This window comes from Acidovorax sp. HDW3 (genome assembly GCF_011303755.1).
GTDB lineage: Bacteria > Pseudomonadota > Gammaproteobacteria > Burkholderiales > Burkholderiaceae_C > Paenacidovorax.
This window is the reverse complement of record NZ_CP049885.1, coordinates 1,769,071-1,794,112: the sequence shown is the minus strand read 5'-3', so window position 1 is coordinate 1,794,112 and position 25,042 is coordinate 1,769,071. Positions and strand designations below refer to the sequence as shown.

The 25,042-nt window shown below is 62.0% G+C and carries 22 protein-coding genes and 1 pseudogene; 10 read left to right on the top strand and 13 right to left on the bottom strand.

The annotated features are described in order from the left end of the window. Position 1 precedes the first annotated feature (1 nt). The 4 genes from G7045_RS08155 to gyrA form a co-directional block, all read right to left on the bottom strand. Complete coding sequence (locus G7045_RS08155) at positions 2 to 883, bottom strand: prephenate dehydrogenase/arogenate dehydrogenase family protein (RefSeq protein ID WP_166159173.1); 882 nt, start codon at positions 881 to 883, stop codon at positions 2 to 4. A gap of 9 nt (positions 884 to 892) precedes the next feature. Further along, positions 893 to 1,990, bottom strand: coding sequence for a prephenate dehydratase (gene pheA, locus G7045_RS08150; protein ID WP_166159172.1), 1,098 nt, complete (start codon positions 1,988 to 1,990; stop codon positions 893 to 895). Positions 1,991 to 2,010: 20 nt separating this feature from the next. Beyond that, entirely contained in the window at positions 2,011 to 3,117 is a 1,107-nt protein-coding gene (gene serC / locus G7045_RS08145; protein ID WP_166159171.1) for a 3-phosphoserine/phosphohydroxythreonine transaminase, read from the bottom strand. A gap of 114 nt (positions 3,118 to 3,231) precedes the next feature. Continuing rightward, positions 3,232 to 5,868 carry a DNA gyrase subunit A gene (gene gyrA / locus G7045_RS08140; RefSeq protein WP_166159170.1) on the bottom strand — a complete coding sequence of 879 codons (2,637 nt, stop codon included), beginning with the start codon at positions 5,866 to 5,868 and terminating at the stop codon, positions 3,232 to 3,234. 228 nt (positions 5,869 to 6,096) lie between these two features. On the opposite strand from gyrA, the gene ompA reads away from it, so the two are divergent. Beyond that, the gene (ompA, locus tag G7045_RS08135; protein ID WP_166159169.1) at positions 6,097 to 6,720 is read left to right on the top strand and encodes an outer membrane protein OmpA; all 624 of its coding nucleotides are present in this window, start codon (positions 6,097 to 6,099) and stop codon (positions 6,718 to 6,720) included. Between the two features lie 81 nt (positions 6,721 to 6,801). Next, positions 6,802 to 7,890: an enoyl-CoA hydratase/isomerase family protein gene (locus G7045_RS08130; protein WP_166159168.1), complete on the top strand. Its 1,089-nt coding sequence runs from the start codon at positions 6,802 to 6,804 to the stop codon at positions 7,888 to 7,890. 40 nt (positions 7,891 to 7,930) lie between these two features. Here the strand turns inward: G7045_RS08130 and smpB are convergent, their stop codons facing one another. Then, positions 7,931 to 8,404 (bottom strand): SsrA-binding protein SmpB, encoded by a 474-nt coding sequence (smpB, locus tag G7045_RS08125; protein WP_166159167.1) that lies wholly within the window; start codon positions 8,402 to 8,404, stop codon positions 7,931 to 7,933. A gap of 122 nt (positions 8,405 to 8,526) precedes the next feature. Here smpB and G7045_RS08120 point away from each other — a divergent pair, with 122 nt between their 5' ends. Then, positions 8,527 to 8,967 carry a type II toxin-antitoxin system RatA family toxin gene (locus tag G7045_RS08120; protein ID WP_166159166.1) on the top strand — a complete coding sequence of 147 codons (441 nt, stop codon included), beginning with the start codon at positions 8,527 to 8,529 and terminating at the stop codon, positions 8,965 to 8,967. Further along, entirely contained in the window at positions 8,960 to 9,280 is a 321-nt protein-coding gene (locus G7045_RS08115) for an RnfH family protein (protein WP_166159165.1), read from the top strand. Before G7045_RS08120 ends, G7045_RS08115 begins: the two co-directional genes overlap by 8 nt. 16 nt (positions 9,281 to 9,296) lie before the next feature. On the opposite strand, the gene G7045_RS08110 is transcribed toward G7045_RS08115, so the two are convergent. Continuing rightward, on the bottom strand, positions 9,297 to 9,794 hold the full coding sequence (locus G7045_RS08110) for a DUF4124 domain-containing protein (protein ID WP_166159164.1): 498 nt from the start codon (positions 9,792 to 9,794) through the stop codon (positions 9,297 to 9,299). 68 nt (positions 9,795 to 9,862) lie between these two features. Between G7045_RS08110 and guaB the strand changes: the two genes are divergently transcribed. The 5 genes from guaB (at position 9,863) to G7045_RS08085 (ending at position 15,476) form a co-directional block, all read left to right on the top strand. Beyond that, on the top strand, positions 9,863 to 11,338 hold the full coding sequence (guaB, locus tag G7045_RS08105; RefSeq protein WP_166159163.1) for an IMP dehydrogenase: 1,476 nt from the start codon (positions 9,863 to 9,865) through the stop codon (positions 11,336 to 11,338). 99 nt (positions 11,339 to 11,437) lie between these two features. Then, positions 11,438 to 13,054 (top strand): glutamine-hydrolyzing GMP synthase, encoded by a 1,617-nt coding sequence (gene guaA, locus G7045_RS08100; RefSeq protein WP_166159162.1) that lies wholly within the window; start codon positions 11,438 to 11,440, stop codon positions 13,052 to 13,054. A 301-nt stretch (positions 13,055 to 13,355) separates the two neighbouring features. Further along, positions 13,356 to 14,612, top strand: coding sequence for a site-specific integrase (locus G7045_RS08095; RefSeq protein ID WP_042550681.1), 1,257 nt, complete (start codon positions 13,356 to 13,358; stop codon positions 14,610 to 14,612). Positions 14,613 to 14,671: 59 nt separating this feature from the next. Next, positions 14,672 to 14,947 carry a hypothetical protein gene (locus G7045_RS08090; RefSeq protein WP_166159161.1) on the top strand — a complete coding sequence of 92 codons (276 nt, stop codon included), beginning with the start codon at positions 14,672 to 14,674 and terminating at the stop codon, positions 14,945 to 14,947. Between the two features lie 4 nt (positions 14,948 to 14,951). Beyond that, positions 14,952 to 15,476, top strand: coding sequence for an AlpA family transcriptional regulator (locus G7045_RS08085; RefSeq protein ID WP_166159160.1), 525 nt, complete (start codon positions 14,952 to 14,954; stop codon positions 15,474 to 15,476). A 14-nt stretch (positions 15,477 to 15,490) separates the two neighbouring features. On the opposite strand, the gene G7045_RS08080 is transcribed toward G7045_RS08085, so the two are convergent. The 6 genes from G7045_RS08080 to G7045_RS08055 all read right to left on the bottom strand — a co-directional run bounded on the left by G7045_RS08080 (position 15,491) and on the right by G7045_RS08055 (position 23,341). Continuing rightward, positions 15,491 to 15,874 carry an AlpA family transcriptional regulator gene (locus G7045_RS08080; RefSeq protein ID WP_166159159.1) on the bottom strand — a complete coding sequence of 128 codons (384 nt, stop codon included), beginning with the start codon at positions 15,872 to 15,874 and terminating at the stop codon, positions 15,491 to 15,493. 109 nt (positions 15,875 to 15,983) lie between these two features. Next, on the bottom strand, positions 15,984 to 17,264 hold the full coding sequence (locus tag G7045_RS08075; RefSeq protein ID WP_166159158.1) for a hypothetical protein: 1,281 nt from the start codon (positions 17,262 to 17,264) through the stop codon (positions 15,984 to 15,986). 13 nt (positions 17,265 to 17,277) lie between these two features. Continuing rightward, positions 17,278 to 17,973, bottom strand: coding sequence for a helix-turn-helix domain-containing protein (locus tag G7045_RS08070; RefSeq protein ID WP_166159157.1), 696 nt, complete (start codon positions 17,971 to 17,973; stop codon positions 17,278 to 17,280). Positions 17,974 to 18,090: 117 nt separating this feature from the next. Continuing rightward, a complete protein-coding gene (locus G7045_RS08065) occupies positions 18,091 to 19,074 on the bottom strand; it encodes an IS481 family transposase (protein WP_166159156.1) in 984 nt (327 codons plus the stop codon). Between the two features lie 105 nt (positions 19,075 to 19,179). Next, on the bottom strand, positions 19,180 to 22,584 hold the full coding sequence (locus G7045_RS08060) for a DEAD/DEAH box helicase (RefSeq protein WP_166159155.1): 3,405 nt from the start codon (positions 22,582 to 22,584) through the stop codon (positions 19,180 to 19,182). Further along, complete coding sequence (locus tag G7045_RS08055; RefSeq protein WP_205737177.1) at positions 22,571 to 23,341, bottom strand: Hachiman antiphage defense system protein HamA; 771 nt, start codon at positions 23,339 to 23,341, stop codon at positions 22,571 to 22,573. The genes G7045_RS08060 and G7045_RS08055 overlap by 14 nt, the downstream gene beginning before the upstream one ends. Positions 23,342 to 23,418: 77 nt before the next feature. Here G7045_RS08055 and G7045_RS08050 point away from each other — a divergent pair. Continuing rightward, positions 23,419 to 23,697, top strand: a pseudogene (locus tag G7045_RS08050) (DUF2958 domain-containing protein); the annotation flags it as partial. Positions 23,698 to 23,776: 79 nt separating this feature from the next. Here the strand turns inward: G7045_RS08050 and G7045_RS08045 are convergent. Then, the gene (locus G7045_RS08045; RefSeq protein WP_166159152.1) at positions 23,777 to 24,703 is read right to left on the bottom strand and encodes a hypothetical protein; all 927 of its coding nucleotides are present in this window, start codon (positions 24,701 to 24,703) and stop codon (positions 23,777 to 23,779) included. Between the last annotated feature and the right edge of the window lie 339 nt (positions 24,704 to 25,042).

The window sequence follows — 25,042 nt, the reverse complement described above, 5'->3', positions numbered from 1 at the left end:
TTCAGGCTTGGCCTTTGCGTTGGGCGCCCATGCGCCAGTGGGCGCGGGTTTCGCTCGCCAGGGTCAGGATGTCTTCCAGCGGCTGGTCGCTGCGGGCTTGCATGGCGTGCTCCAGGGCTTGCAGCGATTGCTGGAAGTGGCGCGATTGGGCCAGGATTTCGTCGCGGTTGGCGCGCAGCACGTCGCGCCACATTTTGGGATCACTGGCGGCGATGCGGGTGAAGTCCCGAAAGCCCGGGCCGGCGAGGGAGAGGAATTGGTCGCTGTGCTCTTGCTGGATGACGCTGTGCACCATGGCAAAGGCCAGCAGGTGCGGCAGGTGGCTGACGGCGGCAAAGACGGCGTCGTGCGTCTCGGGCGACATGCTGGTGACGCGGCTGCCCAGGGCGGCCCAGAGTTCTTCGGCGCGGTGCAGCTGCGCCGTGAGGGTGCGCTCGGTGGGCGTGAGGATGACCTGGCGGCCTTCGTACAGCCCGGCTTCGGCGTGCTCCACGCCCGAGACTTCGCGCCCGGTGATGGGGTGCGCGGGCACGAAGGAGCCGATTTGATCGCGCAGCGCGCGCTGCGCCGCCTGCACCACGTCGGCCTTGGTCGAGCCCACGTCCATGACCAGCATTTGCGGCGTGACCAGGTGTTTGATGGATTTGAGCGTGGCCTCGGTGGCCGCCACGGGCACGGCGACGAGCACGATGTCGGCGCCAGCGACGGCCAGCAGGGCCGAGGGCGCTTCGACGTCGATCACGCCCATCTGGCGCGCGCGGTCGGTGGTGGAGGGCGACTTGCTGTAGCCGACCACGCGTTTGACCAGTCCGGCTTTCTTCAGCGCCAGGGCGAACGAGCCGCCCATCAGGCCGCAGCCTATGAGTCCGAGTTGTTCAAACATGGCGGTTCCTTATGCGGCGACGGGGTAGGTGCCCAGCACTTTGTAGAAGGCGCTCAGGCGCTGCAATTCGGCCAGGGCCTTGGCCACGTGCGGCTCGGCCGGGTGGCCGCTGATGTCGATGTAGAAGTAGTACTCCCACTGCCCGGTGCGCGCCGGGCGCGACTCGAAGCGCGTCATGGAGACGCCGTTTTCCTTCAGGGGCACCAGCAGGTCGTGCACGGCGCCGGGGCGGTTGGGCACGGAGATGATGAGGCTGGTGCAGTCATGCCCCGAGGGCGCGGCCGTGGCCAGCGTGTGCGGCAGGCAGATGACGGCAAAGCGTGTGCGGTTGTAGGCCTCGTCCTGGATGGCGTGGGCCACCACATGCAGGCCGTATTGCTGCGCCGCGCGCTCGCTGGCAATGCCGGCCCAGGCCGGGTTGGTGGCGGCCAGGCGCGCACCCTCGGCGTTGCTCGACACCGGGCGGCGCTCGGCGTGCGGCAGGTGCTTGGAGAGCCAGCTCTGGCACTGCGCCAGCGCCTGCGGGTGCGCCAGCACGGCGGTAATGCCTTCGGCGCTGCTGTTTTGGCGCAGCAGGTTGTGGCGCACCAGCAGGCTCACTTCGCCCACCACGTGGCAGGGCGTGTGCAAAAACATGTCGAGCGAGCGCGTGACCACGCCCTCGTTGGAGTTTTCCACGCCCACCACGCCGTACTGGGCGCTGCCCGCCGCCGTGGCGTGGAACACCTCGTCGAAGCTGTTGCAGTACATCAGGTCGGCGGCGCCGCCGAAGTATTCAATGGCGGCGGCTTCGCAGAACGTGCCTTCGGGCCCGAGCACGGCCACGCGCTGGGGCGATTCGAGCGCCAGGCAGGCGGACATGATCTCGCGCCAGACGGCCGCCACATGCGCGCTTTTCAGGGGGCCGGGGTTGGCGGCGGTGATTTTCTCTATCACCTGCGCCACGCGGTCGGGGCGAAAGAAGGGCGTGCCTTCGCGCTTCTTGACCTCGCCCACGCGCTCGGCCACCAGGGCGCGTTGGTTCAAGAGCGTGAGCAGCTGCTGGTCGATGTTGTCGATCTGCACGCGCAGGCTGGCCAGATCGGGGGAGGCTTGGGGCTCTGTCATGGGGTATGTATCTTGGCTTTTCAGGCGTGGCTGCGTTCGAATTCTTGCAGGTAGTCCACCAGCGCCTGCACGCCGGCGATGGGCATGGCGTTGTAGAGGCTCGCGCGCATACCGCCGACGGACTTGTGGCCCTTGAGCTGCAGCAGGCCGCGCGCCTTGGCGCCAGCGAGGAAGGCGTCGTTGCGCGATTCGTCGGCCAGGAAGAAGGGCACGTTCATGCGCGAGCGGCAGTTGGCGGCCACCTTGTTGACGTAAAAACTCGATGGGTCGATGCAGTCGTACAGCAGCTGCGCCTTGGCGCTGTTGCGCGCCTCGATGGCGGCGAGGCCGGTCAAGTCGCCCTCGCGCTGCTGTTTGAGCCAGTCAAACGTCAGCCCGGCCATGTAGATGCCCCAGGTGGGTGGGGTGTTGAACATGGACTGGTTCTCGGCCACGGTTTGGTAGTTGAAGGCGCTGGGGCAAATTGGCAGGGCGTGGCCGAGCAAATCTTCGCGCACGATGACGAGGGTCAGGCCGGCGGGGCCCAGGTTTTTCTGCGCGCCGGCAAAGGCCAGGCCCACGCGGCTCCAGTCGATGGGGCGCGAGGCGATGTGCGAGGAGCAGTCAATCACCAGCGGCGCGTCCGAGCCCAGGGCACGCAGGTCGGGCAGCTGGTGGAATTCAACGCCGTGGATGGTTTCGTTGCTGCAGATGTGCACGTAGCTCGCGCCGCGCGAGAGCTGCCAGCTCGCCGGATCGGGCAGGCTGGTAAAGCCCGAAGCCTCGGCGCTGGCGGCGGTGTGCACTTCGGCGGCGTATTTGCGCGCCTCTTTCACTGATTTCTGGCTCCAGGCGCCGGTGATGACAAAGTCCACCGCGCCCGCACGCGAGAGGTTCAGCGGCACGATGGCGTTCTCGGCCAGGCCGCCGCCTTGCATGAACAAAATCTTGAACGCGGGCGGTACGGCCAGCAGCTCGCGCAGGTCGGCCTCGGCCTGCTCGTAGATGCTGATGAACTCCTTGCCCCGGTGGCTCATCTCCATCACGCCCATGCCGCTGCCGTGCCAGTCCAGCATCTCGGCGGCGGCGCGCTGCAACACGGCTTCGGGGATGGCGGCGGGGCCGGCGGAGAAGTTGTAGGGGCGCATGGTTTTTGAGTCTTTTTGGCCTCTAGCGCTTGCTGGGTAAGCGCGAGCAGCTATTAAATTGATAGTACTTGTGCCGCCCTGGGCAGCGCTCAGGGCGGTCGGGTGGTGACGGGGTCAGGCTTGGGGTGCGTCGTCCTCGGCGGGGTTGCTGTCGGCGCCGCCCTCGTTGGCGTCGTTTTCGGCAATGCGCTGCAGGCCGATCAGCTGGGCGCCGGCGTCGAGTGCGATCAGCGTCACGCCCTGGGTGGCGCGGCCGAGTTCGCGGATTTCAGCCACCCGGGTGCGTACCAGCACGCCGGTGTCGGTGATCAGCATGATCTCGTCATCGGCGCGCACGAGGGTGGCGGCGACGACCTTGCCGTTGCGCTCGGATTGCTGGATGGCGATCATGCCCTTGGTGCCCCGGCCATGGCGCGTGTATTCAACGATGCTGGTGCGCTTGCCGTAGCCGTTCTGGGTGGCGGTGAGCACGCTTTGCGATTCGTCCTCGGCCACCAGCATGGCGATCACGCTCTGGCCGTCTTCGAGCGTCATGCCCTTGACGCCGCGCGCGTTGCGGCCCATGGGGCGCACGTCGTTTTCATCAAAGCGCACGGCCTTGCCGCCGTCGCTGAACAGCATCACGTCGTGCGCGCCGTCGGTCAGCGCCGCGCCGATGAGGAAGTCGCCCTCGTCGAGGCCGACGGCGATGATGCCGGCCTTGCGCGGGTTGGAGAATTCATCGAGCGCCGTTTTCTTGACCGTGCCCATGCTGGTGGCCATGAACACGTAGCGGTCGGCGGGGAAGCTGCGCATCTCGCCGGTGAGCGGCAGCACGACGTTGATCTTCTCGCCCTCCGCCAGCGGGAACATGTTGACGATGGGCCGCCCGCGCGAGCCGCGCGAACCGGCGGGCACCTCCCACACCTTGAGCCAGTACAGGCGGCCCCGGTTGGAGAAGCACAGAATCCAGTCGTGCGTGTTGGCGATGAAGAGCTGGTCGATCCAGTCGTCTTCCTTGGTGGCGGTGGCCTGCTTGCCGCGCCCGCCGCGCTTTTGCGCGCGGTATTCCGAGAGGGGCTGGCTCTTGATGTAGCCCGTGTGCGAGAGCGTCACCACCATGTCGGTGGGGGTGATCAGGTCTTCGGTGGAGAGGTCTTGCGCGCTGTGCTCGATCTCGCTGCGGCGCGCGCCCAGCTTGGTCTGGCCGAATTCGGTTTTTACGGCAGTCAGCTCGTCGCCAATGATGACGGCAACGCGCTCGGGCTTGGCGAGGATGTCGAGCAAGTCCTCGATGTGCGCCATGATGTCTTTGTACTCGGCGACGATCTTGTCCTGCTCCAGGCCCGTCAGGCGCTGCAGGCGCATTTGCAGAATCTCTTGCGCCTGCGTGTCCGAGAGGCGGTACAGGCCGTTTGCGCCCATGCCGAATTCACGCTCCAGCCCTTCGGGGCGGTAGTCGTCGGCGTTGACCACGGCGCCGTCTGCGCGCGTGCGGGTCAGCATTTCGCGCACCAGTGCGCTGTCCCACGAACGCGCCATCAGCTCGGCCTTGGCCACGGGCGGCGTGGGCGATTCGCGGATGATGCGGATGAACTCGTCGATATTGGCCAGCGCCACGGCCAGGCCTTCGAGCACATGGCCGCGCTCGCGCGCCTTGCGCAGCTCGAACACGGTGCGGCGCGTGACGACCTCGCGGCGGTGGCCGATGAAGACCTCGATCAGGTCCTTGAGGTTGCACAGCTTGGGCTGGCCATCGACCAGGGCCACCATGTTCATGCCGAAGGTGTCCTGCAGCTGCGTCTGCTTGTACAGGTTGTTGAGCACCACCTCGGGCACTTCGCCGCGCTTCAATTCGATCACCAGGCGCATACCGGACTTGTCCGACTCGTCCTGGATGTGGCTGATGCCTTCGAGCTTCTTCTCGTGCACCAGCTCGGCCATGCGCTCCTGCAGCGTCTTCTTGTTGACCTGGTAGGGCAGCTCATCGACGATGATGGCCTGGCGCTGGCCCCGGTCGATGTCCTCGAAATGCACCTTGGCGCGCATCACCACGCGGCCCCGGCCCGTGCGGTAGCCGTCCTTGACGCCGGTGATGCCGTAGATGATGCCGGCCGTGGGGAAGTCCGGCGCGGGGATGATTTCCATCAGCTCGTCGATGGAGGCATCCGGGTGGCGCAGCAGGTGCAGGCAGGCGTCCACCACTTCATTGAGGTTGTGCGGCGGGATGTTGGTCGCCATGCCCACGGCGATGCCGGCACTGCCGTTGACCAGCAGGTTGGGCAGGCGGCTGGGCAGCACCAGCGGCTCCTTTTCGCTGCCGTCGTAGTTGGGGCCGAAGTCCACCGTCTCCTTGTCGATGTCGGCCAGCATCTCGTGGGCGATTTTCGACAGGCGGATTTCGGTGTAACGCATGGCGGCGGCGTTGTCGCCATCGACCGAGCCGAAGTTGCCCTGGCCATCGACCAGCATGTGGCGCAGCGAAAAATCCTGCGCCATGCGCACGATGGTGTCGTACACCGCGATGTCGCCGTGCGGGTGGTATTTACCGATCACGTCACCGACGATACGCGCCGACTTTTTATACGGGCGGTTCCAGTCGTTGTTGAGCTCGTGCATGGCGAACAGCACGCGCCGGTGCACAGGCTTCAAGCCATCGCGCGCATCGGGCAAGGCGCGGCCCACGATCACGCTCATGGCGTAATCCAGATAGCTGCGGCGCATCTCCTCTTCAAGGCTGATGGGCAGGGTTTCTTTGGCAAACTGGGTCATAGGGGAGGGCACGTGCGACAGGGCGAAAGGGTCATTTTAGGCGCAAGAGCATGTAGCACCTGCGCAACATGTAGCAAGGAATGCCCGCCCATAGGGGCTCGCCGGACCTTGCGGGTTGGGAATTCGGCAGTTACGTATGGCACAATCTTTTCAACGTTTTTGGTGATGGTCACTGACGACGTCCCTAATTCGCAGCGCGGCTGCGGCTTAATCCCCAAGAGGAGAACCATGAAGAAACTCAACAAAGTGGCTATGTTGTTGGCCTCCGCTGCGCTTGCAACCGCCGCTGGCGCCCAATCCGTCGATAACTGGAAGAACGGTTCTGGTGACCTGGTTTGGAAGAACGGCACCAATGAACTGTGCTGGCGCGATGCCAACTGGACCCCTGCCACCGCCGCTCAAGGCTGCGACGGCGCCCTGGTTGCTGCTGCTCCGGCTGCCGCTGCTGCTCCGGCTGCCGCTGCTCCGGCTGCCAAGCCCGCTCCGGCTCCTGTGGCTGCCTCCAAGGTGACCTACGCTGCCGACGCTTTCTTCGACTTTGACAAGTCGGTGCTCAAGCCTGAAGGCAAAGCCAAGCTGGACGACCTGGTTGGCAAGATCAAGGGCATCAACCTGGAAGTCGTGATCGCTGTGGGTCACACCGACTCCGTGGGCTCTGATGCTTACAACCAGAAGCTGTCCGTGCGCCGCGCTGAAGCCGTGAAGGCTTACCTGGTGTCCAAGGGCATCGAAAAGAACCGCGTGTACACCGAAGGCAAGGGCGAGAAGCAGCCTGTGGCTGACAACAAGACCAAAGAAGGTCGCGCCAAGAACCGTCGCGTGGAAATCGAAGTGGTCGGTACCCGCAAGTAATCTCCCGATTACGCATGAAAGCCCCGGTGACGGGGCTTTTTTTTCGCCTGCAAAATCATTTCACCGTGATTGGAGACAAATATGCAAAAAAGTGAATACGTGGTGGCGCAGCTGCGGGGGTGCATCGGCTGCATCACCCTCAATCGCCCCAAGGCGCTGAACGCCCTTTCTTTGGAGATGGTGCGGGCTCTGATGGCTCAGCTTCTGGCGTGGCGTGATGACCCCCTGGTGCTGGCTGTTGCCATTCGCGGCAGTAATAAGGATGGCGTATTTGGCGCTTTTTGTGCGGGCGGGGATATTCGGTTCTTGCACCAGGCGGGGACGCTGGGAAATCCTGAATTGGAAGATTTTTTTACCGAGGAATATGCCCTCAACCACCTCATCCATACCTATGGCAAGCCTTATATCGCGTTCATGGATGGCATCGTCATGGGTGGCGGCATGGGCATCAGCCAAGGGGCGACCCTGAGGGTGGTGACCGAGCGCACCAAGATGGCCATGCCGGAAACTGCTATTGGCCTGTTCCCGGATGTGGGTGGTGGCTACTTTCTTGCGCGCTGCCCTGGCCACAGTGGGGAATGGCTGGCGCTGACCGGCGAGACGATTGGCGCAGGCGACGCCGTCGCCCTTGGTTTGGCCGATGTCTGTGTGCCGGTGGCGCAGCTGCCAGCCCTGTGGGATGAGCTGGGCGCACGATCGTTTGCCGATGGTGCAGCGGTAGAAGATTTTATTGCTTCAAAAACAATAGCTGCTGACGCTTTATCAGCAAGCCTTAGAGGCCAAATTGATACTTTTTTTGCCCTGGAGAGCGTGGGCGCCATCATCGCTGCGCTGGAGGCTTCGGCGGATGCGTGGGCGCAGGCCACGGCGGCAACACTGCGCAAGCGCTCGCCCCTGATGCTGCACGTGGTGATGGAGCAAATTCGGCGTGCGCGTGGGCTTTCGCTGGCAGACGACTTGCGCATGGAGCGCGACATGGTGCGCCACTGCTTTTGCCTGCGTCCCGGGCAAAGCGAAACCATTGAGGGCATTCGCGCCCTGGCGGTGGACAAAGACCAGCAGCCGCGCTGGCAGCCCGCGCGCATTGAAGAGGTCACGCCAGCGATGTGGCAGCCCTTCTTTGTCAGCCCCTGGCCGGCCTACGCGCACCCGCTGCAGTCGCTGGCGTAATTGAGGGCATTGACCGCTGCCATGGCTGTGCCGGTGGCGGTCAGCGGTGGCGGCTTTTCATGGCGCGCTCGACCTCGCGCTTGCCTTCGCGCTCCTTGATGGTGTCGCGTTTGTCGTGCTCGGCCTTGCCCTTGGCCAGGGCGATTTCGCATTTGACCAGGCCGTTTTTCCAGTGCAGGTTCAGCGGCACGAGGGTGTAGCCCTTTTGCTCGACCTTGCCGATCAGGCGCAAAATTTCGTTTTTGTGCAGCAGCAGCTTCTTGATGCGCGCGGCATCTGGGTTGACGTGGGTGGAGGCGGTTTTGAGTGGGTTGATCTGGCAGCCGATCAAAAACAGCTCGCCCTCCTTGATGATGACGTAGCCGTCCGTCAGTTGTACCTTGCCTTCGCGCAGCGCCTTTACCTCCCAACCGTGCAGCACCACGCCGGCCTCGTGGCGTTCTTCGAAGAAATAGTTGAACGCCGCTTTTTTGTTGTCGGCAATGCGGGACGCAGTATCGGGTTTCTTGGCCATGGAATGATTGCTGTGATGCCTGTGCAGGAAAACGGCTTGCCTACAATTGGCAGCTTTGCCTCGATTTTAGATTCTCAAGCCTGCCCGGCAGGGTGCGGTGGCGGAAGCTCGCTTTTGTTCTCATGAAAACCGTCCATAAATCCGTCCTGATCTGGTACGCCCCAGAGGAAATGTTCAGCCTGGTGACGGATGTGCAGCATTACCCGGCTTTTCTGCCCTGGTGTGACCACGCCCAGGTGCTGGCGCACGACGCCCAAGGCATGACAGCCGAGGTGGGCATTGCCATGGGGGGGCTGCGCCAGGCATTTGTGACGCGCAATGTGCACGAGGTGGGGCGGCGCGTGCAGATGCAGCTGATCAAGGGGCCATTCTCGCAACTCGAAGGGGATTGGCATTTTTACCCCGTTGGCGATGGCAGCCAGCGCGCCAGCCGGGTGGAGCTGTTGCTGCGTTACGGTTTTGACAACAAAGCCTTGGCGACGCTGGTGGGCCCGGTGTTTGACCGCATCGCCGGCTCTTTGGTCGATGCCTTTGTGAAACGGGCCGAGCAAATTTATGGCTGATCTGCGCATCACGCTGTGCGCTAGCTTGCAGGCAGGGGCGGTGCAGGAATTGGCGTTGTGCCTGCCGCCGGGCAGTTGTGTGGCGGACGCTTTGGCAGCCAGCGCCTGGGCGTTGCCAGCGGACATGGCCTGCGGAATCTGGGGCAAGGTGGTAGCGCGTAACGCGCCCTTGCACGACGGGGACCGCATCGAGTGCTACCGCGTGTTGACCGTCGATCCCAAAGTGGCCCGGCGCCAGCGCTTTGCCCGCCAGGGGGCGCGCACCAGCGGGCTTTTTGCCCGCCAGCGCCCCGGGGGTAAGGCGGGGTATTGAAGGCGGTTGGCGCGAGTTAGCGGCAGTTGTTGTTGATGATGCCGTCCAGGCGCTGCACTTCGGCTGCGCGCATGGCCTCATCGACGATGACTTTTTCGCCCTGGGCATTGGTTTGCGCAATGCGCCGGCCTGATTCGTAGGTGGTTTTGGCGCGGCGCGCACGCTCGCAGTTGTCGGCCCGCACCGCTGCCTGGCGGGCTTCTTCGGCCTTGGCCTTGGCGGCTTGTTCGGCCTCTTGCTTGGCTTTTTTCTCTTCCAGCTCCTTGTCCTTGGCTGGTGTTTTGGCTTCGGTTACGGGGGGGGCGCTGGCTTCGCTGTCTGCTGCTGCAGCGGGCTTGGCGGCGGGCTGGCGCAGCTGGGGTTGCTGCAGCACGCGTGAATCGGGGATGTCGGCTGGTGGCGGGCGGTCGCTGAAGACCTTGCGGCCATCTTTGTCGAGCCACTGCCATTGGGCGGTGGCGTTCACAGAAAACCAGCAGGCAGCGAGGGCCAGGAGGATGCGGTGCGTTTTCATGGGGTGTCAGTGTATCTGCTGCCACAGTTTTTGTGGGACGGGTACAATCCCTCTTTTGGAGCTTTCACATGCGCCTACTCGGAAAAGCGCTCACCTTCGACGATGTGTTGTTGGTGCCCGCGTACTCCCAGGTCCTGCCCAAGGACACCACCCTCGCCACGCGCTTCACGCGCAACATCCAGCTCAACCTGCCCCTCGTGTCCGCCGCCATGGACACCGTGACCGAAGCGCGCCTGGCCATTGCCATCGCGCAAGAAGGCGGCATTGGCGTCATTCACAAGAACATGACCGCCGAGCAGCAGGCGGCCGAGGTCGCCAAGGTCAAGCGCCACGAATCCGGTGTGGTGCACGATCCGGTGGTGATTACCCCCGAGCACACGGTGCTGCAGGTGCTTGAATTGTCGGAAAACCTCGGCATCTCGGGCTTTCCGGTGTGCGACGGCGGCAAGGTGATCGGCATCGTCACCAGCCGCGATGTGCGCTTTGAGACGCGCTACGACGTCAAGGTCAGCCAGATCATGACGCCGCGCGAAAAGCTCATCACCGTCAACGAAAAAGACCACACCAGCCCGCAGCAAGCCAAGGCGCTGCTCAACAAGCACAAGCTCGAACGCCTGCTGGTGGTGAATGACGCCTTTGAATTGAAGGGCCTCATTACCGTCAAGGACATCAACAAGCAAACCATTTTCCCCAACGCCGCACGCGACGCCGAGGGGCGCCTGCGCGTCGCCGCCGCCGTGGGCGTGGGCGCCGGCACCGAGGAGCGCGTGGCCGCCCTGGTCAAGGCCGGTGTGGATGCCATCGTGGTCGATACCGCCCACGGCCACAGCAAGGGCGTGATCGACCGCGTGCGCTGGGTCAAGCAAAACTATCCGCAGGTCGAAGTCATCGGCGGCAACATCGCCACCGGCGCAGCGGCGCTGGCGCTGGTGGAAGCGGGTGCGGACGCGGTCAAGGTCGGCATCGGCCCCGGCTCGATCTGCACCACGCGCATCGTCGCCGGTGTGGGCGTGCCGCAGATCATGGCGATCGACAGCGTGGCCACCGCGCTCAAAGGCACGGGCGTGCCCTTGATTGCCGACGGCGGCATCCGCTACTCGGGCGACATCGCCAAGGCGATTGCGGCAGGGGCCTCCACCATCATGATGGGTGGCATGTTCGCCGGCACCGAAGAAGCGCCGGGCGAGGTCATTCTGTACCAGGGCCGCAGCTACAAGAGCTACCGTGGCATGGGCTCGATCGGTGCCATGCAGCAGGGCAGCGCGGACCGCTACTTCCAGGAAGCGACCACCGGCAACCCCAACGCCGACAAGCTCGTGCCCGAGGGCATCGAGGGCCGCGTGCCCTACAAAGGCAGCATGGTCAGCATCGTGTTCCAGATGGCCGGTGGCGTGCGCGCCGCCATGGGCTACTGCGGCTGCGCCACGATTGCCGAGATGAACGACAAGGCCGAGTTCGTCGAGATCACGGCAGCCGGCATCCGCGAATCGCACGTGCACGACGTGCAAATCACCAAAGAAGCGCCCAACTACCGCGCTGATTGATTCAGAACTGCGGTTGAAACACCGCAGTTCTGCTCTGTTTTTGATAGCTGCTTGCGCTTGCCAGTCGGGCGCTAGAGGCCGATTTCCTTATAAATCGCCATGCAACACGACAAGATTCTTATCCTCGACTTCGGCTCCCAGGTCACCCAGCTCATCGCCCGCCGTGTGCGCGAGGCCCATGTGTACTGCGAGGTGCACCCCTGCGACGTCAGCAGCGACTGGGTGCGCGAGTTTGCCGCCGACGGCAAGCTCAAGGGCGTGATCCTCTCGGGCAGCCACGCCAGCGTGTACGAGGTCGATGACAAGGCGCCCGACGCCGTGTTCGAGCTCGGCATCCCGGTGCTGGGCATTTGCTACGGTATGCAAACCATGGCCAACCAGCTCGGCGGCAAGGTCGAGGGCGGCCACACACGCGAATTCGGCTATGCCGAGGTGCGCGCCCACGGCCACACGGCGCTGCTGCAAGGCATCGAAGACTTCGCCACGCCCGAGGGCCACGGCATGTTGAAAGTCTGGATGAGCCATGGCGACAAGGTCACGCAGCTGCCACCGGGTTTCAAGCTCATGGCGTCCACGCCCGCCTGCGCCATCGCCGGCATGGCCGATGAGGCGCGGCGCTTCTACGCCGTGCAATTTCACCCCGAGGTCACGCACACCGTGCAGGGTGCGGCGCTGCTCAATCGCTTCGTGCGCGAGATTTGCGCTGCCCAGGCCGACTGGATCATGCGCGACCACATCGAAGAAGCGGTGCAAAAAATCCGCGAGCAGGTGGGCGACGAGGAAGTCATCCTCGGCCTCTCGGGCGGTGTCGATTCCAGCGTGGCTGCAGCGCTCATCCACCGGGCCATTGGCGACCAACTCACCTGCGTGTTCGTCGATCACGGTCTGCTGCGCCTGAACGAGGGCGACATGGTCATGGACATGTTCGCTGGCAAGCTGCACGCCAAGGTCATCCGCGTCGATGCTGCTGACCTGTTCCTGGGCCAACTCGCTGGGGTGAGCGAGCCCGAGCAAAAGCGCAAGATCATCGGCGGCCTGTTTGTCGATGTCTTCAAGGCCGAGGCCGCCAAGCTCAAGGCCGCCAACGCAGGCCACAAGGGCGCAACCTTCTTGGCCCAAGGCACCATCTACCCCGACGTGATCGAGAGCGGCGGTGCCAAGAGCAAAAAGGCCGTCACCATCAAGAGCCACCACAACGTCGGCGGCCTGCCCGAGCAGCTCGGCCTGAAACTGCTCGAACCCCTGCGCGACCTGTTCAAGGACGAGGTGCGCGAGCTGGGCGTGGCGCTCGGCCTGCCGCACGACATGGTGTACCGCCACCCCTTCCCCGGCCCCGGCCTGGGCGTGCGCATTCTGGGTGAAGTGAAAAAGGAATACGCCGACCTGCTGCGCCGCGCCGACGCCATCTTCATCGAAGAACTGCGCAACTTCCGCGACGAAACCACCGGCAAGACCTGGTACGACCTCACCAGCCAGGCCTTCACCGTGTTCCTGCCCGTGAAAAGCGTGGGCGTGATGGGCGACGGCCGCACCTACGACTACGTGGTGGCGCTGCGCGCCGTGCAGACATCCGACTTCATGACCGCCGACTGGGCGGAGCTGCCGTATGCGCTGCTCAAGAAGGTGTCGGGCCGCATCATCAACGAAGTGCGCGGCATCAATCGCGTGACTTACGACGTATCGAGCAAGCCACCGGCGACGATCGAGTGGGAGTGAAATCAGGTCCTTCGGAGACTATCGTGGCCTATCGAAAAACTGTCGTAACGTGTTGATTTAAAAAGAAATATGTTACGACAACTATCGGTAGCTATCGCCGGCCAGCAAAACGGATTGGCGGTAGAGGTGACGGTAGAAACCGGAGGCCGGATTAAGACCCTCCCGTTTACTATCCAGACCAAACCGGTCTTTGACGGTAAATCACTCCTCAGGAAAGCTTGTTTCATGCGGCTTTCCGAGCATCAGCAGGTCTCCTGACCCCTGACGGTAAAAGCCGTCATGAACAGGAGGAAAAACCTCGATGCTTACCGACACCGCATTACGCAATTTGAAGCCTAAGTCCTTGACTTATAAGGCTTCTGACCGGGATGGAATGTACGTGACGGTATCGCCCACCGGTACCGTCACCTTCCGCTTCGATTACCGTCTCAACGGCCGCCGCGAGACCCTGACCATTGGCCGCTACGGGCCGGCGGGCATTTCGCTGGGGATGGCCCGTGAAAAGCTGCTGGATGCCAAGAAGGCCGTCGCCCAGGGCAAGTCTCCGGCGCATGAGAAACAGCGCGAGAAGCGCCGCCTGACCGCCGCCAAGAACTTTGGCGATATGACGGCCCAATGGCTGGCCGGCGCCAGGATGGCCGATAGCACGCGAGCGATGCGTAAGAGCATCGTCGATCGGGACATCCTGCCGGCCTTCCAGAACCGCCTGCTCAACGAAATCACCGCTGATGACTTGCGCGCCTTGTGCGGCAAGGTGAAGGGGCGCGGGGCGCCAGCCACCGCGGTGCACGTCCGCGACATCGTGAAGCAGGTCTATGCCTTCGCCATCCTGCATGGGGAGAAGGTGGACAACCCGGCGGCCGATGTGGGCGCAGCCTCGATTGCGACCTTCGTACCGAAGGACCGTGCTTTGTCACCGCTGGAGATCCGCCTGATGTCGCGGCAGATGGAGTCGGTGGCCACCTATCCGACCATCCGTCTGGCGCTGCGCATGGTCCTGCTGACGCTGGTGCGCAAGAGCGAGCTGATCGAGGCCACCTGGGACGAGGTTGATTTCGAGAACGCGACCTGGACCATTCCGAAGCAGCGGATGAAGGGGCGCAATCCGCATGTGGTCTACCTGTCGCGCCAGGCGTTGGACATCCTGGTGGCGCTGCATACCTGCGCGGCTGGATCGAAGTTCGTGCTGCCGTCGCGCTACGACTCCGACCGCTGCATGTCTCACGCGACCCTCAACCGGGTCACGCAGATCGTGGCGCAGCGGGCCAAGGCTGCAGGCCTGCCTCTGGAGCCGTTCACCGTCCATGACCTGCGCCGCACGGGCTCGACGCTGCTCAACGAGATCGGGTTCAACCGCGACTGGATCGAGAAGTGCCTTGCGCACGAGGAGGGGCGTTCCTCGCGTTCGATCTACAACAAAGCCGAATACGCCGAGCAGCGGCGCCACATGCTGCAGGAGTGGGCCAGCATGGTCGATGCCTGGATCGACGGGCAGACCTACGTTCCAAAGCTGATGCCCGACAACGTCGTCGTGCCGGTGTTGAGTGCAATGGCCTGAAGCAGTGGCTAGGTTGTCACTTGACAACCTGGCCAATCATTCCCATACTGGAGACTGTGATGGCCCGTTCCTCTCATCCGAAGAAAGAGGTCGAGGAAGCACTCAGGCATGCCGAAGGGCAGGGTTGGCGCGTGGAAGTCGGCGGCAGCCACGCTTGGGGGCGGATTTACTGTCCGTACAACGACGCGGAGTGTCGTTGCGGCGAGTTCTGTATCACCAGCGTGTGGAGCACGCCGAAGAACCCAGGGAACCACGCACGCGCCTTGCGGCGCGTCGTGGACAACTGCACGACGCATCGCAAGCAGCAGGACGCGGCCGACGATGCCGAGGAATAGCGCAATGGAATACACCTTCACCCTGAAATACCAGCTTGCCGACGATGACCGTGACGTGGATGCGCTGGTCGAGCGCCTGGGCGCGGCCGGCTGCGACGATGCCCTGGTCGGCATCGGGCAGCCGGGGCGGCTTGCCCTGGAGTTCACCCGTGAGGCGGACAGTGCGTGTGCGGCGGTGCGCAGTGCGCTGGCTGACGTGCGGCGTGCCGTATCGTCGGCCAGGCTGATCGAGGTTGCGCCGGATTTGGTCGGGCTGACCGATGTGGCTGACATAGTCGGCGTGTCGCGGCAGAACATGCGCAAGCTGATGTTGGCCCATCCGGGCAGCTTCCCGGCGCCTGTGCATGAGGGCAGTGCATCAATCTGGCACTTGGCGGATGTGCTGACCTGGCTGCAGGCCAAGGGCAGCTATACGCTGGCCGGCGATGTTCTGGAGGTGGCCTGCGTTGCCTTGCAGGTCAATGTGGCCAAGGAAGGGCGGCGGCTATCGGGCTCGGCTTCCAAGGAGTTGGAAGCTCTTGTTGGATGAGGCTGTCGCCAGCTTCACCCCTGACCGGAACCCGCCCGAACAGGGCGGGTTTTTCGTAGGTGGACATCGGGCTTTGCAACGTTGGCGCGAGAGGCTTGCTTGCGTTCCTCGATCCAGGCTTCTACTTCGGCGAGGTCCCATACCACGCAGCGCGGTGTCAGATTGAAGCGCCGGGGGAATTCTCCTCGACGCTCCATTTCGTAGATCGTCGTTTCGGCCAGAGGGACGATCTGCCGCAATTCGTGGCGGCGGATCGTGCGCCGGAAAGGAAGCGGGCTGCTCTTTGGGAACTGCGGCAGCGCCTCGTAGGCTTCCGTGCCAGGCGGAGCTAGGGATTGGCCGGTGTCGATGCCGGCCGCGATCGATTTTTGCGATAGGTGTTCCACCTCGGACTCCATGAGCACACTGCATGGAGACATGATGAAGTTCGGTACCTATCGGGACAACCTGCTGTGGCGTAACGCAGCGAACTCGGTGCGATTTTCCGAGCATGACAGCAACGCAGAACTACCGGATCTCGCTCGCCGTTTGCTGCGAGACTTGCTCAAACCAAAGATTCTCCTCATCGACGACAAGTTGCCGCATTGCGTCTAATTTGGCGGTCTGTGCCGCCCTGCGACGAGCTTCAACCTTCTCAGGCGTCATCTCTGCCTGCAACTCGGTCTGCGCGCATTCTTCAAAGAAACGCCGGAACGATAGCTCATCGGCACGCGCAAAGAGCACGCGTCGATGCGCATCATCGATCAGCATCATCCTGACGGGATTTAGGCGCAGCAAATGACGCCAGCGGCGATCGATCGACACAAAATATGGAATGAAGAAGGAGCCGAGCCGGCTGGCCGTAGCATTTTTCTCCAGGGCGCGCAGAAGCGTCATGTCCCAAGCCATGCCGCGAACGTCCTCCAACATTGTCTTGGATCGTCCTGTGATCGGGCCGAAGAACGGCGCCCCCAATTCGGAGGTCATGCCGCTCCATACGAGGTGCAACTCGGTGAGCGGGATGGCCCCGAGGTGATGGATGCTGAAACGCAGCAGTTCACGCAGAATGCGGCTCTTATCGGGTTTGCGTTTCTCGTGCCACAGCCGGGCGAACCGCAAGAGAAGCGCCTGCGTCCCTGCGCTCTTGGCTTCGTGCCGAATGACATCCCCGCTGGTCTGTAGTTCCGACTGAAAGGCCATGGCTTCGGGACGAAGTGAAGTCTTTAGTTCTTCGCACGGGGCATCGAAGACGAAGCGACTGGGATCATCCCGAAAAACATCCCAATCCAGATGATCGAGCATGCGGAAAGCGATCAACGTGTTCAGGGGACGTTCGTTGCGTGGATCGTCGCGGATCAGGCGGGTGTTCTCAATAAGGAATGGCAGAACATCGAATTGCACGTTGCGATTACGGGCCTTGAGCATGAGGACCTCGTTGACGCGATCGCGATCGACCTGCTGGATCATTTCACCGGCGATTGCCGCACGCATCTTCTCCGCGAAGTTCGAATCGAAGCTCAGCGAAAAGTCGATCAGTGCATTCGATCTGCCACCCGTGCGTCGTGCTTCGATGCTGGCCCCGGCTGACATGAAGAATGCTCGCGGGCCTTCGAAGAAGGGGGTAACGTACTCGCTGGAGGTCACGCTGAGGCCAAGTTCGAGGTCGATCGCACCTGGGGCATCGGTGCAGATGACTGCACGCAGGAACGCGCACTCCGCCGCGCGTTGGGACTCGATTTCGTCGAGTGCATCCTTGTCGCTGTTGATGAGAGCAGAAAATAAGGCGTCTATGATTGGGGTATCGGTCATGGATCGGTCCTTGTCATAAACGGACGCCACCGGATTTCGGTGTGGCGAATTGCTCTGGTTCCTTGCCGAGTGGAAAGGCGACCACGTACAGCACATTGACCAGCATCGGCTTGCTGTCCGGCTCCGTTCCCCATTTCACCTGCATCTTGCGTTCGGCGTAGCGCAGCGACACGCCAAGCGTCTTGAGCGCGTCGATGTTGGATTGCATCTCGTCATAAATCTCGAATTTCTGTGTTTCGCTGTAGACATCCGCGCAATCCCGGTAGTCCCTGAAATAGTCCACAAGGGCGGCGAAGGTTTCGTCCGCTTCGCGGGTCAGCTCGAAACCAGGCTCCGACAAGTCCATTGAGCAAATTTCCGCAAGCTTGGCCAACTGCTTGCCTGTGGTCAGCGGAATCGCCGTCAAGGTGACGTGCTCACGATCGAATTTTTCCTTTGCCGCCTTAAGTTCTTCTTCCGATGGAATGGTGAACGGCTTGTTGAGTGCATCGATGTCCTCGAACTCGAACGCACTGGCAAGGGCGCGGCGGGTATCGAGACTGGCGGATAAGCCTTGTTCGACCCGCTGGACCGTTCTCACGTTGAGGCCGGAAATCTCAGCCAATTGTTCTTGCGACCATTGACGCATTTCGCGGAACATTCTGATGCAAACGGCCAGTTCAGCCGGCGTCAGCAGGCGGGTTTGTTGAGTGCTTTCTGCAGTGCTCATTTTGTAGCTCCTTTGTTTTCAACCGATGTGGCGAAGTATGGGGAGCCAGAGGCAACAGCAACACGACAGGAACCCGACAGTCAGCCGACAGTGATACATCTACGCGCCCGCGCCAGGTTACGTGTCAAGTCCCGCCTGTTTGTAAACACGCTTCTTGAACAATTCCGGCTTTTTTGCATACCAATCCTTCAACGCCTGAACGGGTGAAACGTGCTTGAGTGCACGCTGTGGAATCTGGTGGTTGTAGGTTTTGACGTAGTTCATCAATGTGGCCTCCAGCTGCGCTGCGGATGCAAAGCGCGTTTGCCTGACGATTTCGCTGATACGCCCGTTGAAACGCTCCACCATGCCGTTGGTCTGCGGGTGGCGCGGCGGACACAGCCGGTGCTCAATGCCCAACGCCTTGCAGCGCATATCGAACTTGTGCCGCCCGCTGGGTTCGCGTTTTTTGTTCGTGAACCGATCCGTGAACTGACTGCCGTTGTCGGTGAGTAGTTTGACGATCTTCATGGGTGCTGCACGCTCCAGACGCTCCAGGAAGTCCACGCTGGAGTCCTCGCTCTGGTCGGCATAGATGTGCATGAACACCCAGCGCGTTGCCCGGTCTATGGCCACGAACAGATAGCGCCGCTGGCGCTCGTCGGGCATCTGCGGCAGGTATTTGATGTCCACATGCACAAAGCCTGGTTCATAGTCCTTGAAGGTCTTGACGGGCTTGTCACCAGTGCCCGCATCGGCCTGGGCCTGGGCCTGAAGTTCACGCAAACTGGAGACGCCGTGGCGGCGCAAGCAACGATCCAGACCTGCACGGGAGACCTGCGGGTTCACAAACTCTCGCACCACCGCCAGCAGGTCATCCAGGGGCAAAAACAGCAGGCGGCGCAGCTCCACAGCGATGGCTTCCTGCACGGGCGAGAGCGTTGTATGCAGCGTGTGCGGACGGTGCGAGAGATCATCCGGGCTGTCTCGGTGCTTCCATTTGCGTGCTGTCGCACGGTTGATGTTGTAGCGATCGGCCAGTTCTGCAATCGATGCTGACGAAGCTTTAATCTCGGCTCTCGTACGCGGTGTGGTTCGTGCTTGCGCGTGCACTTGGCTCATGTCGATTGCTCCTGTTTGAAGGATTCCACCACGTTGCGCATTACCTCTCTTGCTTGGAAGAATGCCCAACTCCTGTGGGGTATATGATCACACGAGATGGGACAGTTACGCACCCTGTTCCACCCAGCGCGCCTCGCCTCGACCAATGCGGCGGATGCTGACACTCGTTCCGTCCTGCCGCGGCTCGACTTCAAACAGGCTCGGTGATTCCGCCTGAAGCTTCTGTCTGATCGTCGTAAGCTGGGCAAAGTCAGGCGTTGCGATAGACACTTGGCCACTTTGCGGATCAACCTCAACCCGCATAGGAAAAGCGGACCGAGAGGGCCATTGCATCGTCCATTCCTGTGACGCCCACTTACCGTCTACGCTCGAAAGAACGTCGCGTCGAAACAGTTGCCAGATTGAATGCGTTTCGAGAGTGGGCCAACCGGGAGCGTGGTCGAAGGCCGCCACTTCTGCCGATCGTAGCCAAGCCTTCATCTCTGCGCGATTCGTGAACCCAGGCGTCATCTGCTCAATGACTGTCTTAGCGGCAACGCGCGAGGGCAGGCCTGCTCGAACAAGCATGGCCATGGCGTTGGATGGCAGTCCGGCTTCCAGGCACGCGGCGGCGGCGCCCTCAACAAGCATTTCTGATTCGCCGCCGTTGATCCGCCGATTCATTCGGACGGCTTCAATCGCCCATACCAGACGATAGACGAACGCATCGTCAACTACGCGCATGCCCTCTTGGCCGATGGCCGCCACGTCTTCCCCCCGAATCCAGGCTCCAAGTAGTTCTTTCCAGTTCGCAGGCAGTGGATCATTTGGAACAAAGGGACGGATCGCAAGAAGCCGCTCCCCCATCCCAACGAGTGCGGCGATCAAGGCATCGGCATCTCCAACGAGCGCAGCCGCATCACCTAGATCAAGAAACTCGGTCAGTTTCGCTGCCAATGCGTCGATGGCAAGCCCCGATTCAAGACCCACGCCCATTGCAAACTGGCCCTTGCGTTGCTCGATCGTTGTCTTGTTCCAGATGAGCTGCGCTCTACTGACGAGAATCCAGAGCTGCTTTTGCTTTTCGAGGGCATCCAGGCGCGCGATTTGCCTTGCCCAAAGCGAGCCCACAAGGGCCTCATCCAACAGTCGTGGAAGATCCGCGCTTTCCGCATCAAGCGCTTCGACCAGGCCAAGCACGGTTGCGTCCAACCGCTCGATAAGGCTTTCCATTGAATCTGAATTTTGGTCGTCCCCTGCGGCATCTGGGAACCAAGCGCCCTGTGTGCTGGACAGGTACTCCATGGCATCCCCGCGCGCAAATACTCCCGAAGTCGAGAGGCGCCGTATGACCTCATTGACTACGGCGATGATGCCGCTCGAAAGTGAGCGGGCCTTGGCCGACGTGACCAACTCTCGCCACCGCTGGTGACGCCAGGCTTCCGGTTCATGCATCACATGAATCACCAGCCCTTCAAGGTCTACAAATGCTCGGCCAGCACGGCCCGCGACATTGGCGAATTCTTCTCCCGTGATCAGGGTGCCCGCCCTGTACAGGTTGGGGATCAGGAGTACCGCAGCATTAAGATTCAAGCCCTGGGCCAAGGTTGGCGAGGCCACAGTAACCCGCAGAACGCCTGCGGCAAGCAGTGCTTCCACTTCTCGAAGGAAGGGGCCTGGGAGACGCCCATGATGAATCGCAACTCCGATAGCCAAGCAGCGGACTGCTGGGTGCTCGGCTCCTAGCCATTCCCGACCCACGGCCATGGCACGTTCGACTTCCTGGACGTTGGCAAGCAGAGACGGCAGAAAGCCCCGTCGTTGCATATCCAGGGCGGTTTCTGCAAATCCCTCGACATGATCGCGCTGAGTGCAAAAAACGAGTGCTCGTTTTCCTTGCTCGGAGAATTTCCACGCCGCTGCGAGAGTCAATTCCTTGTTGTCCTTGGGGAACGGCGTTCGACGGGGGCGAATAGGCGGAACCTCCGGCACAAAGTGTCGAATGAACGGGCCATCTGGCTCAAGGTCGAAGCTCAGGCGTGCAGAAGTGCCGAGCCAAGATAACGTGCCAAAGCGCTGGCGCGTGGGTCGCCAACTGGACTGGATTGGATCGCCGGGAGCATCACTACGAATCCATGCAGTCAGATCGTTGAGTTGATCTCCTGCCGGCAGGATCGCCGAAAGACAGACGATTCGTCGATCTGCATGGTCGGGGCGCCGCAGCAATCGCTGTACCAAGTTCTCATAGCGGATTTCGCGTTCGCTGGGGCCAATCAGATGCCCTTCGTCGAGAACGATCAACCCGACGTCATTGATGATGTCGGGGTCATTTCGCAGAGCAAAGTCCAGTTTCTCTGGCGTGGCGATGACGATGTTCTGTTCCCGCAGCGCATCCTCGTCTGTCCCGGCGATGCCGCTGCTTCCATAAAGTGACGAGACGGAGAATCCAAGAGGCGTGAATGTTCTGCGAAAGGAGCGCTCGGTTTGAGCCGAAAGTGCTCGCAGTGGCGTTACGATCAAAACCCGGTGTCCACAGGTCAGTGCCATTAATGCCGCGATCTCTGCTATTCGTGTCTTGCCTGCGCTGGTGGGGAGGGCTACCACCAAGTCGTCGGATACATCGACGGCCCGTTGTGCCGCCAGCAACTGAGAAGGCCACAGCTCCACCTCGGACGAGCGCCGGCTGTACAGCTCGGAAACAAACAGCTTCCTTAGCTGGGCATAGTCTCCTGAGCCGGGTGGGCCTTCGAGGGGCAAGACCTTGTGCAGGCTGCTTGACCAAAGGTCGTCGATGAGGTTTGCTGTGATTCGAAGAATCCACCAAAGCGAAACCGCGCTGGCAGCCTTGGTCAACGAAATCGCTCGCCTTAGCAGGTTGCGCGCTTCCACGACGAGGGAGTCATGGCCGGTCTGCAGGCCAAACTCGAAGAACACCAGCGCCCTGAACATCGTTGATGTCGCCACGCGGGAGACTACGTCGTCGGGGTCAAGTTCCCCTTCGGCCGCCGCTCGGCTGATGCCTTCATCGCCGTTGACGGGGTCATGTAGCCACGCCCTTGCACGCTGTCCAAGTCCTTTCAGATCGCGCACGATCAGCAGTGCAAGTGCATCCTCGGCTGGCGAGCGGTTCTGGTCAGCCTGCGCTTGTGTCAGAAGAGAGAACGCCAGTGCGGAGTAGTTTGCCAAGTGATAGGCTGCAGCCCCGACTGTTCGATAGAAGCCTCGGAATGTGTCTTCCTGCGCGCCGTTCTGGACCAATGCCTCGAAAGCACCACCCGCATGCACGAAGCCACGCCGCCAAGTCTCCTGATCGCCTCCAAGCTCGCGCAGTGCCAGTGAGGCGCGCAGCACCGAAAAGCCATAGTCAGCGAGGTCTGAGTCGATCCCTTCGCTGAAAGCGGGGGCATCCGGTGGCAGGTGTCCGTCATGGCGGATCAGCGCCCGTGCTTGACCACGGGCCTGCAGGCGACCTCGATATCCGTCTTGGGTGGTTTCGCGCAGGAAGCCGGTCAGTTCTTCAATCGTTTCCAAGTGCCAGCGCCCTTTCGTAGCAGGCCCGGATAAAGGCCTGGTGATCTTCTATGCGCAGGTGTGCAGATAACTGAGGGCGGTTTCCGCCCGCCGCTGCTAGGTCATCAAGCTGCGCCTGAGGGGTCGCATTGCCCGACATGGTGAACAGCATGTGGCTGGTCCTCGCGGGGGGCGCTGCTCTGCTGGCGACTTCGTTGCGAATTTTCCGGCCCACGTCCCGGCGCTCACCGCCCCCTTCCATAAGGCGATCCGCGACAAACAGCAGAGAAGTAGCGGTGGGGCGGCCGTCATCCCGAGATAGCGCCTCGCGGGCCTCTGAAATGGTGGCTCTGGAAAGGTTGGCGCGACTTTTCGACTCCCCTTTCAGAAAATGCAGATTGGCTTGGTCATCGAGCCTCAATCCAACGAAGTCATCGCCGCGCAGCGCCATTTCTCGCCCGTCCTTGTAACGCAACCGACGTACCGGAATCTTGAAATCAAGGTGTTCCTCGACCAACTCGGTTGCGAGGATTTCGCCAAGTTCTCCAGAACGCGCTCGGGCTGAGCGTGGCATGCGCTCGGACAAAATAGCAGCTGCACCTGGATACCCCAGCTCGCGCACGTCATCGGCAATTTGGTCCAGGTTGTCGTAGTGAGATCGGATGCGGGTGGTGAGAATCGCTTTAATGGCGGCTCTTCCCCCTTCGCGCTCGGCCAGTCGCCAGAGCTGCTTACTGGCGTCTTCTTCGACATCTCTATCGCACCAAGGTTGATACAACACGCTCCCTCCCTGATTGACTTGCTACGATTTGCTACATTGTGCCGGAGACTCTGTGTTCGGACACCCAGCACAAAACGGACTTCGATCCCGCACCCATGCTCAAGCTGTTTACGCCCGACACCGGCGCGACCTGGCTGCTCACTGAGATCGACCTGGAGGAGCGCGACCACGCCTTTAGGTTGTGCGACCTGGGCTTGGGTTGTCCCGAACTGGGCTGGGTCAGCCTGCAGGAACTGACCACGGTACGTGGTCGGCTGGGGCTGCCGATCGAGCGTGATCTGAGCTTTCGGGCTGGGAAGCGGCTGAGCGCCCATGTGTGCGATGCGCGGCACTCCGGCCGGATCGTCACTTGAGCTTGAACGGGGCGTCGAGAGGCGCCCCGTTCATTGCACAGCGCGTTTCAGCGCTGCATCGGCTTCCTTCAATGGACCTTCAGCGAGGCCAGTCGTCGCTGCGCACGTTCTCGAAGAAGTCGGGGCCGACCTCGATGCGAAGCGAAGCGTGGCGCTGCAGGATCTTCCGTGCCACTACGGGTGAGGCGTAGTCCGTGAAATCGAGGATGTAGCTGTAGACCATCTCGCCGCTGTGGCCGTCTTGCGGTTCGGCGTCCACATCGACGAGGTTCCCCACTTCGTGCAGGTCCAGGCCCAACAGATCGGCATAGGCCTGGGACATGCTGCGCACGGGCGGTCCGTCTTCGTGGTCGTCGCCGCCCCAGTCCATATCGAGATCTGCGTTGGTCACTTGGCAGTCCACCGACCCAAAGCAGCGGCGGCCCAAACGCTGCACGCTCAGGGTGCCTTCCACATTAACGATGTGGCCCGCGTAGGGGCGCTCGGTGTCGATGCCAAGGCCGACGTGTCCGTCGAGGTCGATATCCAGCGCACCGCCGACAGGGACGTTCTCGAACTCGACCTCGAAATCGAAATAGACTTCATTGACGCCATCGAAGTTGGCGTTGGCCATTTCGCTGTTCACGTGGTCATCCTCGATAACCACCTGGTCAACGTGCTGCCGCAGGTAGTCCTCGAAGGCGGCATGAGAGGCATGGATGCGCGTATGGGGCGCTCGCTCCCGGAAGGCCGTTTCGATCAGTTCTTGCAAGCGATCCGGGGGCAGGGCTGCCCCCAGTTCACTGGCGCGTTGATCGAGCAGGTCTTCGTCCAGCACAACGTGGTGAACGTCGGTCAGGCTCGCGGGTTCTTGCGTGGTGGCTTGTGCCGCCTGGTAGGCGGCAAACGTCTTGTAGCCCAATGCGGCGGCGACGAGTTGCTGCGCATGGCCAAGCGGCACAGGCACGGCAGCAGCGGCGCTGTTCTTGCGAACGGAATGGGCGAGGTCGGAAATGCCGAGGGACATACGATTCTCCTGTTTCAGCGGGGACCAATCGAGCGCTTACTTGGTCCACGCCCAGGCGACATCGCATGGTGGGTGGCACAAAGAGGGAGAAATCAGGAAGAAAACGGTCTTGATTGAGCCGCTCGAAGCTCAGGCGGACGAGGCCTTGGGCACATTATCCGCAAAATCAGCCCAAGCACAAACCCCATCTGTGGTTGGATCGCCGCAGGGGCGTCCCCGGCCATGGGATGGCCGGTCGCGCTGTCGTGCTGCGCATCGAGCCCCACTGTGCGGGTCTCGCCCCCGGTGGGCTTCCATCATTCCCTCGCTGCGCTCGGCTGACGCCTCCGGCCCCGCTTT

Excerpts from the sequence above, each read along its gene's own strand:
- G7045_RS08110 (WP_166159164.1), bottom strand. The coding sequence starts at position 9,794 with ATGAAAACGCACCGCATCCTCCTGGCCCTCGCTGCCTGCTGGTTTTCT.
- G7045_RS08095 (WP_042550681.1), top strand. The coding sequence starts at position 13,356 with ATGCTTACCGACACCGCATTACGCAATTTGAAGCCTAAGTCCTTGACT.
- guaA (WP_166159162.1), top strand. The coding sequence starts at position 11,438 with ATGCAACACGACAAGATTCTTATCCTCGACTTCGGCTCCCAGGTCACC.
- G7045_RS08115 (WP_166159165.1), top strand. The coding sequence starts at position 8,960 with ATGGCTGATCTGCGCATCACGCTGTGCGCTAGCTTGCAGGCAGGGGCG.
- G7045_RS08080 (WP_166159159.1), bottom strand. The coding sequence starts at position 15,874 with ATGGAGTCCGAGGTGGAACACCTATCGCAAAAATCGATCGCGGCCGGC.
- pheA (WP_166159172.1), bottom strand. The coding sequence starts at position 1,990 with ATGACAGAGCCCCAAGCCTCCCCCGATCTGGCCAGCCTGCGCGTGCAG.
- gyrA (WP_166159170.1), bottom strand. The coding sequence starts at position 5,868 with ATGACCCAGTTTGCCAAAGAAACCCTGCCCATCAGCCTTGAAGAGGAG.
- G7045_RS08155 (WP_166159173.1), bottom strand. The coding sequence starts at position 883 with ATGTTTGAACAACTCGGACTCATAGGCTGCGGCCTGATGGGCGGCTCG.
- G7045_RS08045 (WP_166159152.1), bottom strand. The coding sequence starts at position 24,703 with ATGTCCCTCGGCATTTCCGACCTCGCCCATTCCGTTCGCAAGAACAGC.
- ompA (WP_166159169.1), top strand. The coding sequence starts at position 6,097 with ATGAAGAAACTCAACAAAGTGGCTATGTTGTTGGCCTCCGCTGCGCTT.
- smpB (WP_166159167.1), bottom strand. The coding sequence starts at position 8,404 with ATGGCCAAGAAACCCGATACTGCGTCCCGCATTGCCGACAACAAAAAA.
- G7045_RS08065 (WP_166159156.1), bottom strand. The coding sequence starts at position 19,074 with ATGAGCCAAGTGCACGCGCAAGCACGAACCACACCGCGTACGAGAGCC.
- G7045_RS08070 (WP_166159157.1), bottom strand. The coding sequence starts at position 17,973 with ATGAGCACTGCAGAAAGCACTCAACAAACCCGCCTGCTGACGCCGGCT.
- G7045_RS08075 (WP_166159158.1), bottom strand. The coding sequence starts at position 17,264 with ATGACCGATACCCCAATCATAGACGCCTTATTTTCTGCTCTCATCAAC.
- G7045_RS08120 (WP_166159166.1), top strand. The coding sequence starts at position 8,527 with ATGAAAACCGTCCATAAATCCGTCCTGATCTGGTACGCCCCAGAGGAA.
- guaB (WP_166159163.1), top strand. The coding sequence starts at position 9,863 with ATGCGCCTACTCGGAAAAGCGCTCACCTTCGACGATGTGTTGTTGGTG.
- G7045_RS08090 (WP_166159161.1), top strand. The coding sequence starts at position 14,672 with ATGGCCCGTTCCTCTCATCCGAAGAAAGAGGTCGAGGAAGCACTCAGG.
- G7045_RS08130 (WP_166159168.1), top strand. The coding sequence starts at position 6,802 with ATGCAAAAAAGTGAATACGTGGTGGCGCAGCTGCGGGGGTGCATCGGC.
- G7045_RS08085 (WP_166159160.1), top strand. The coding sequence starts at position 14,952 with ATGGAATACACCTTCACCCTGAAATACCAGCTTGCCGACGATGACCGT.
- serC (WP_166159171.1), bottom strand. The coding sequence starts at position 3,117 with ATGCGCCCCTACAACTTCTCCGCCGGCCCCGCCGCCATCCCCGAAGCC.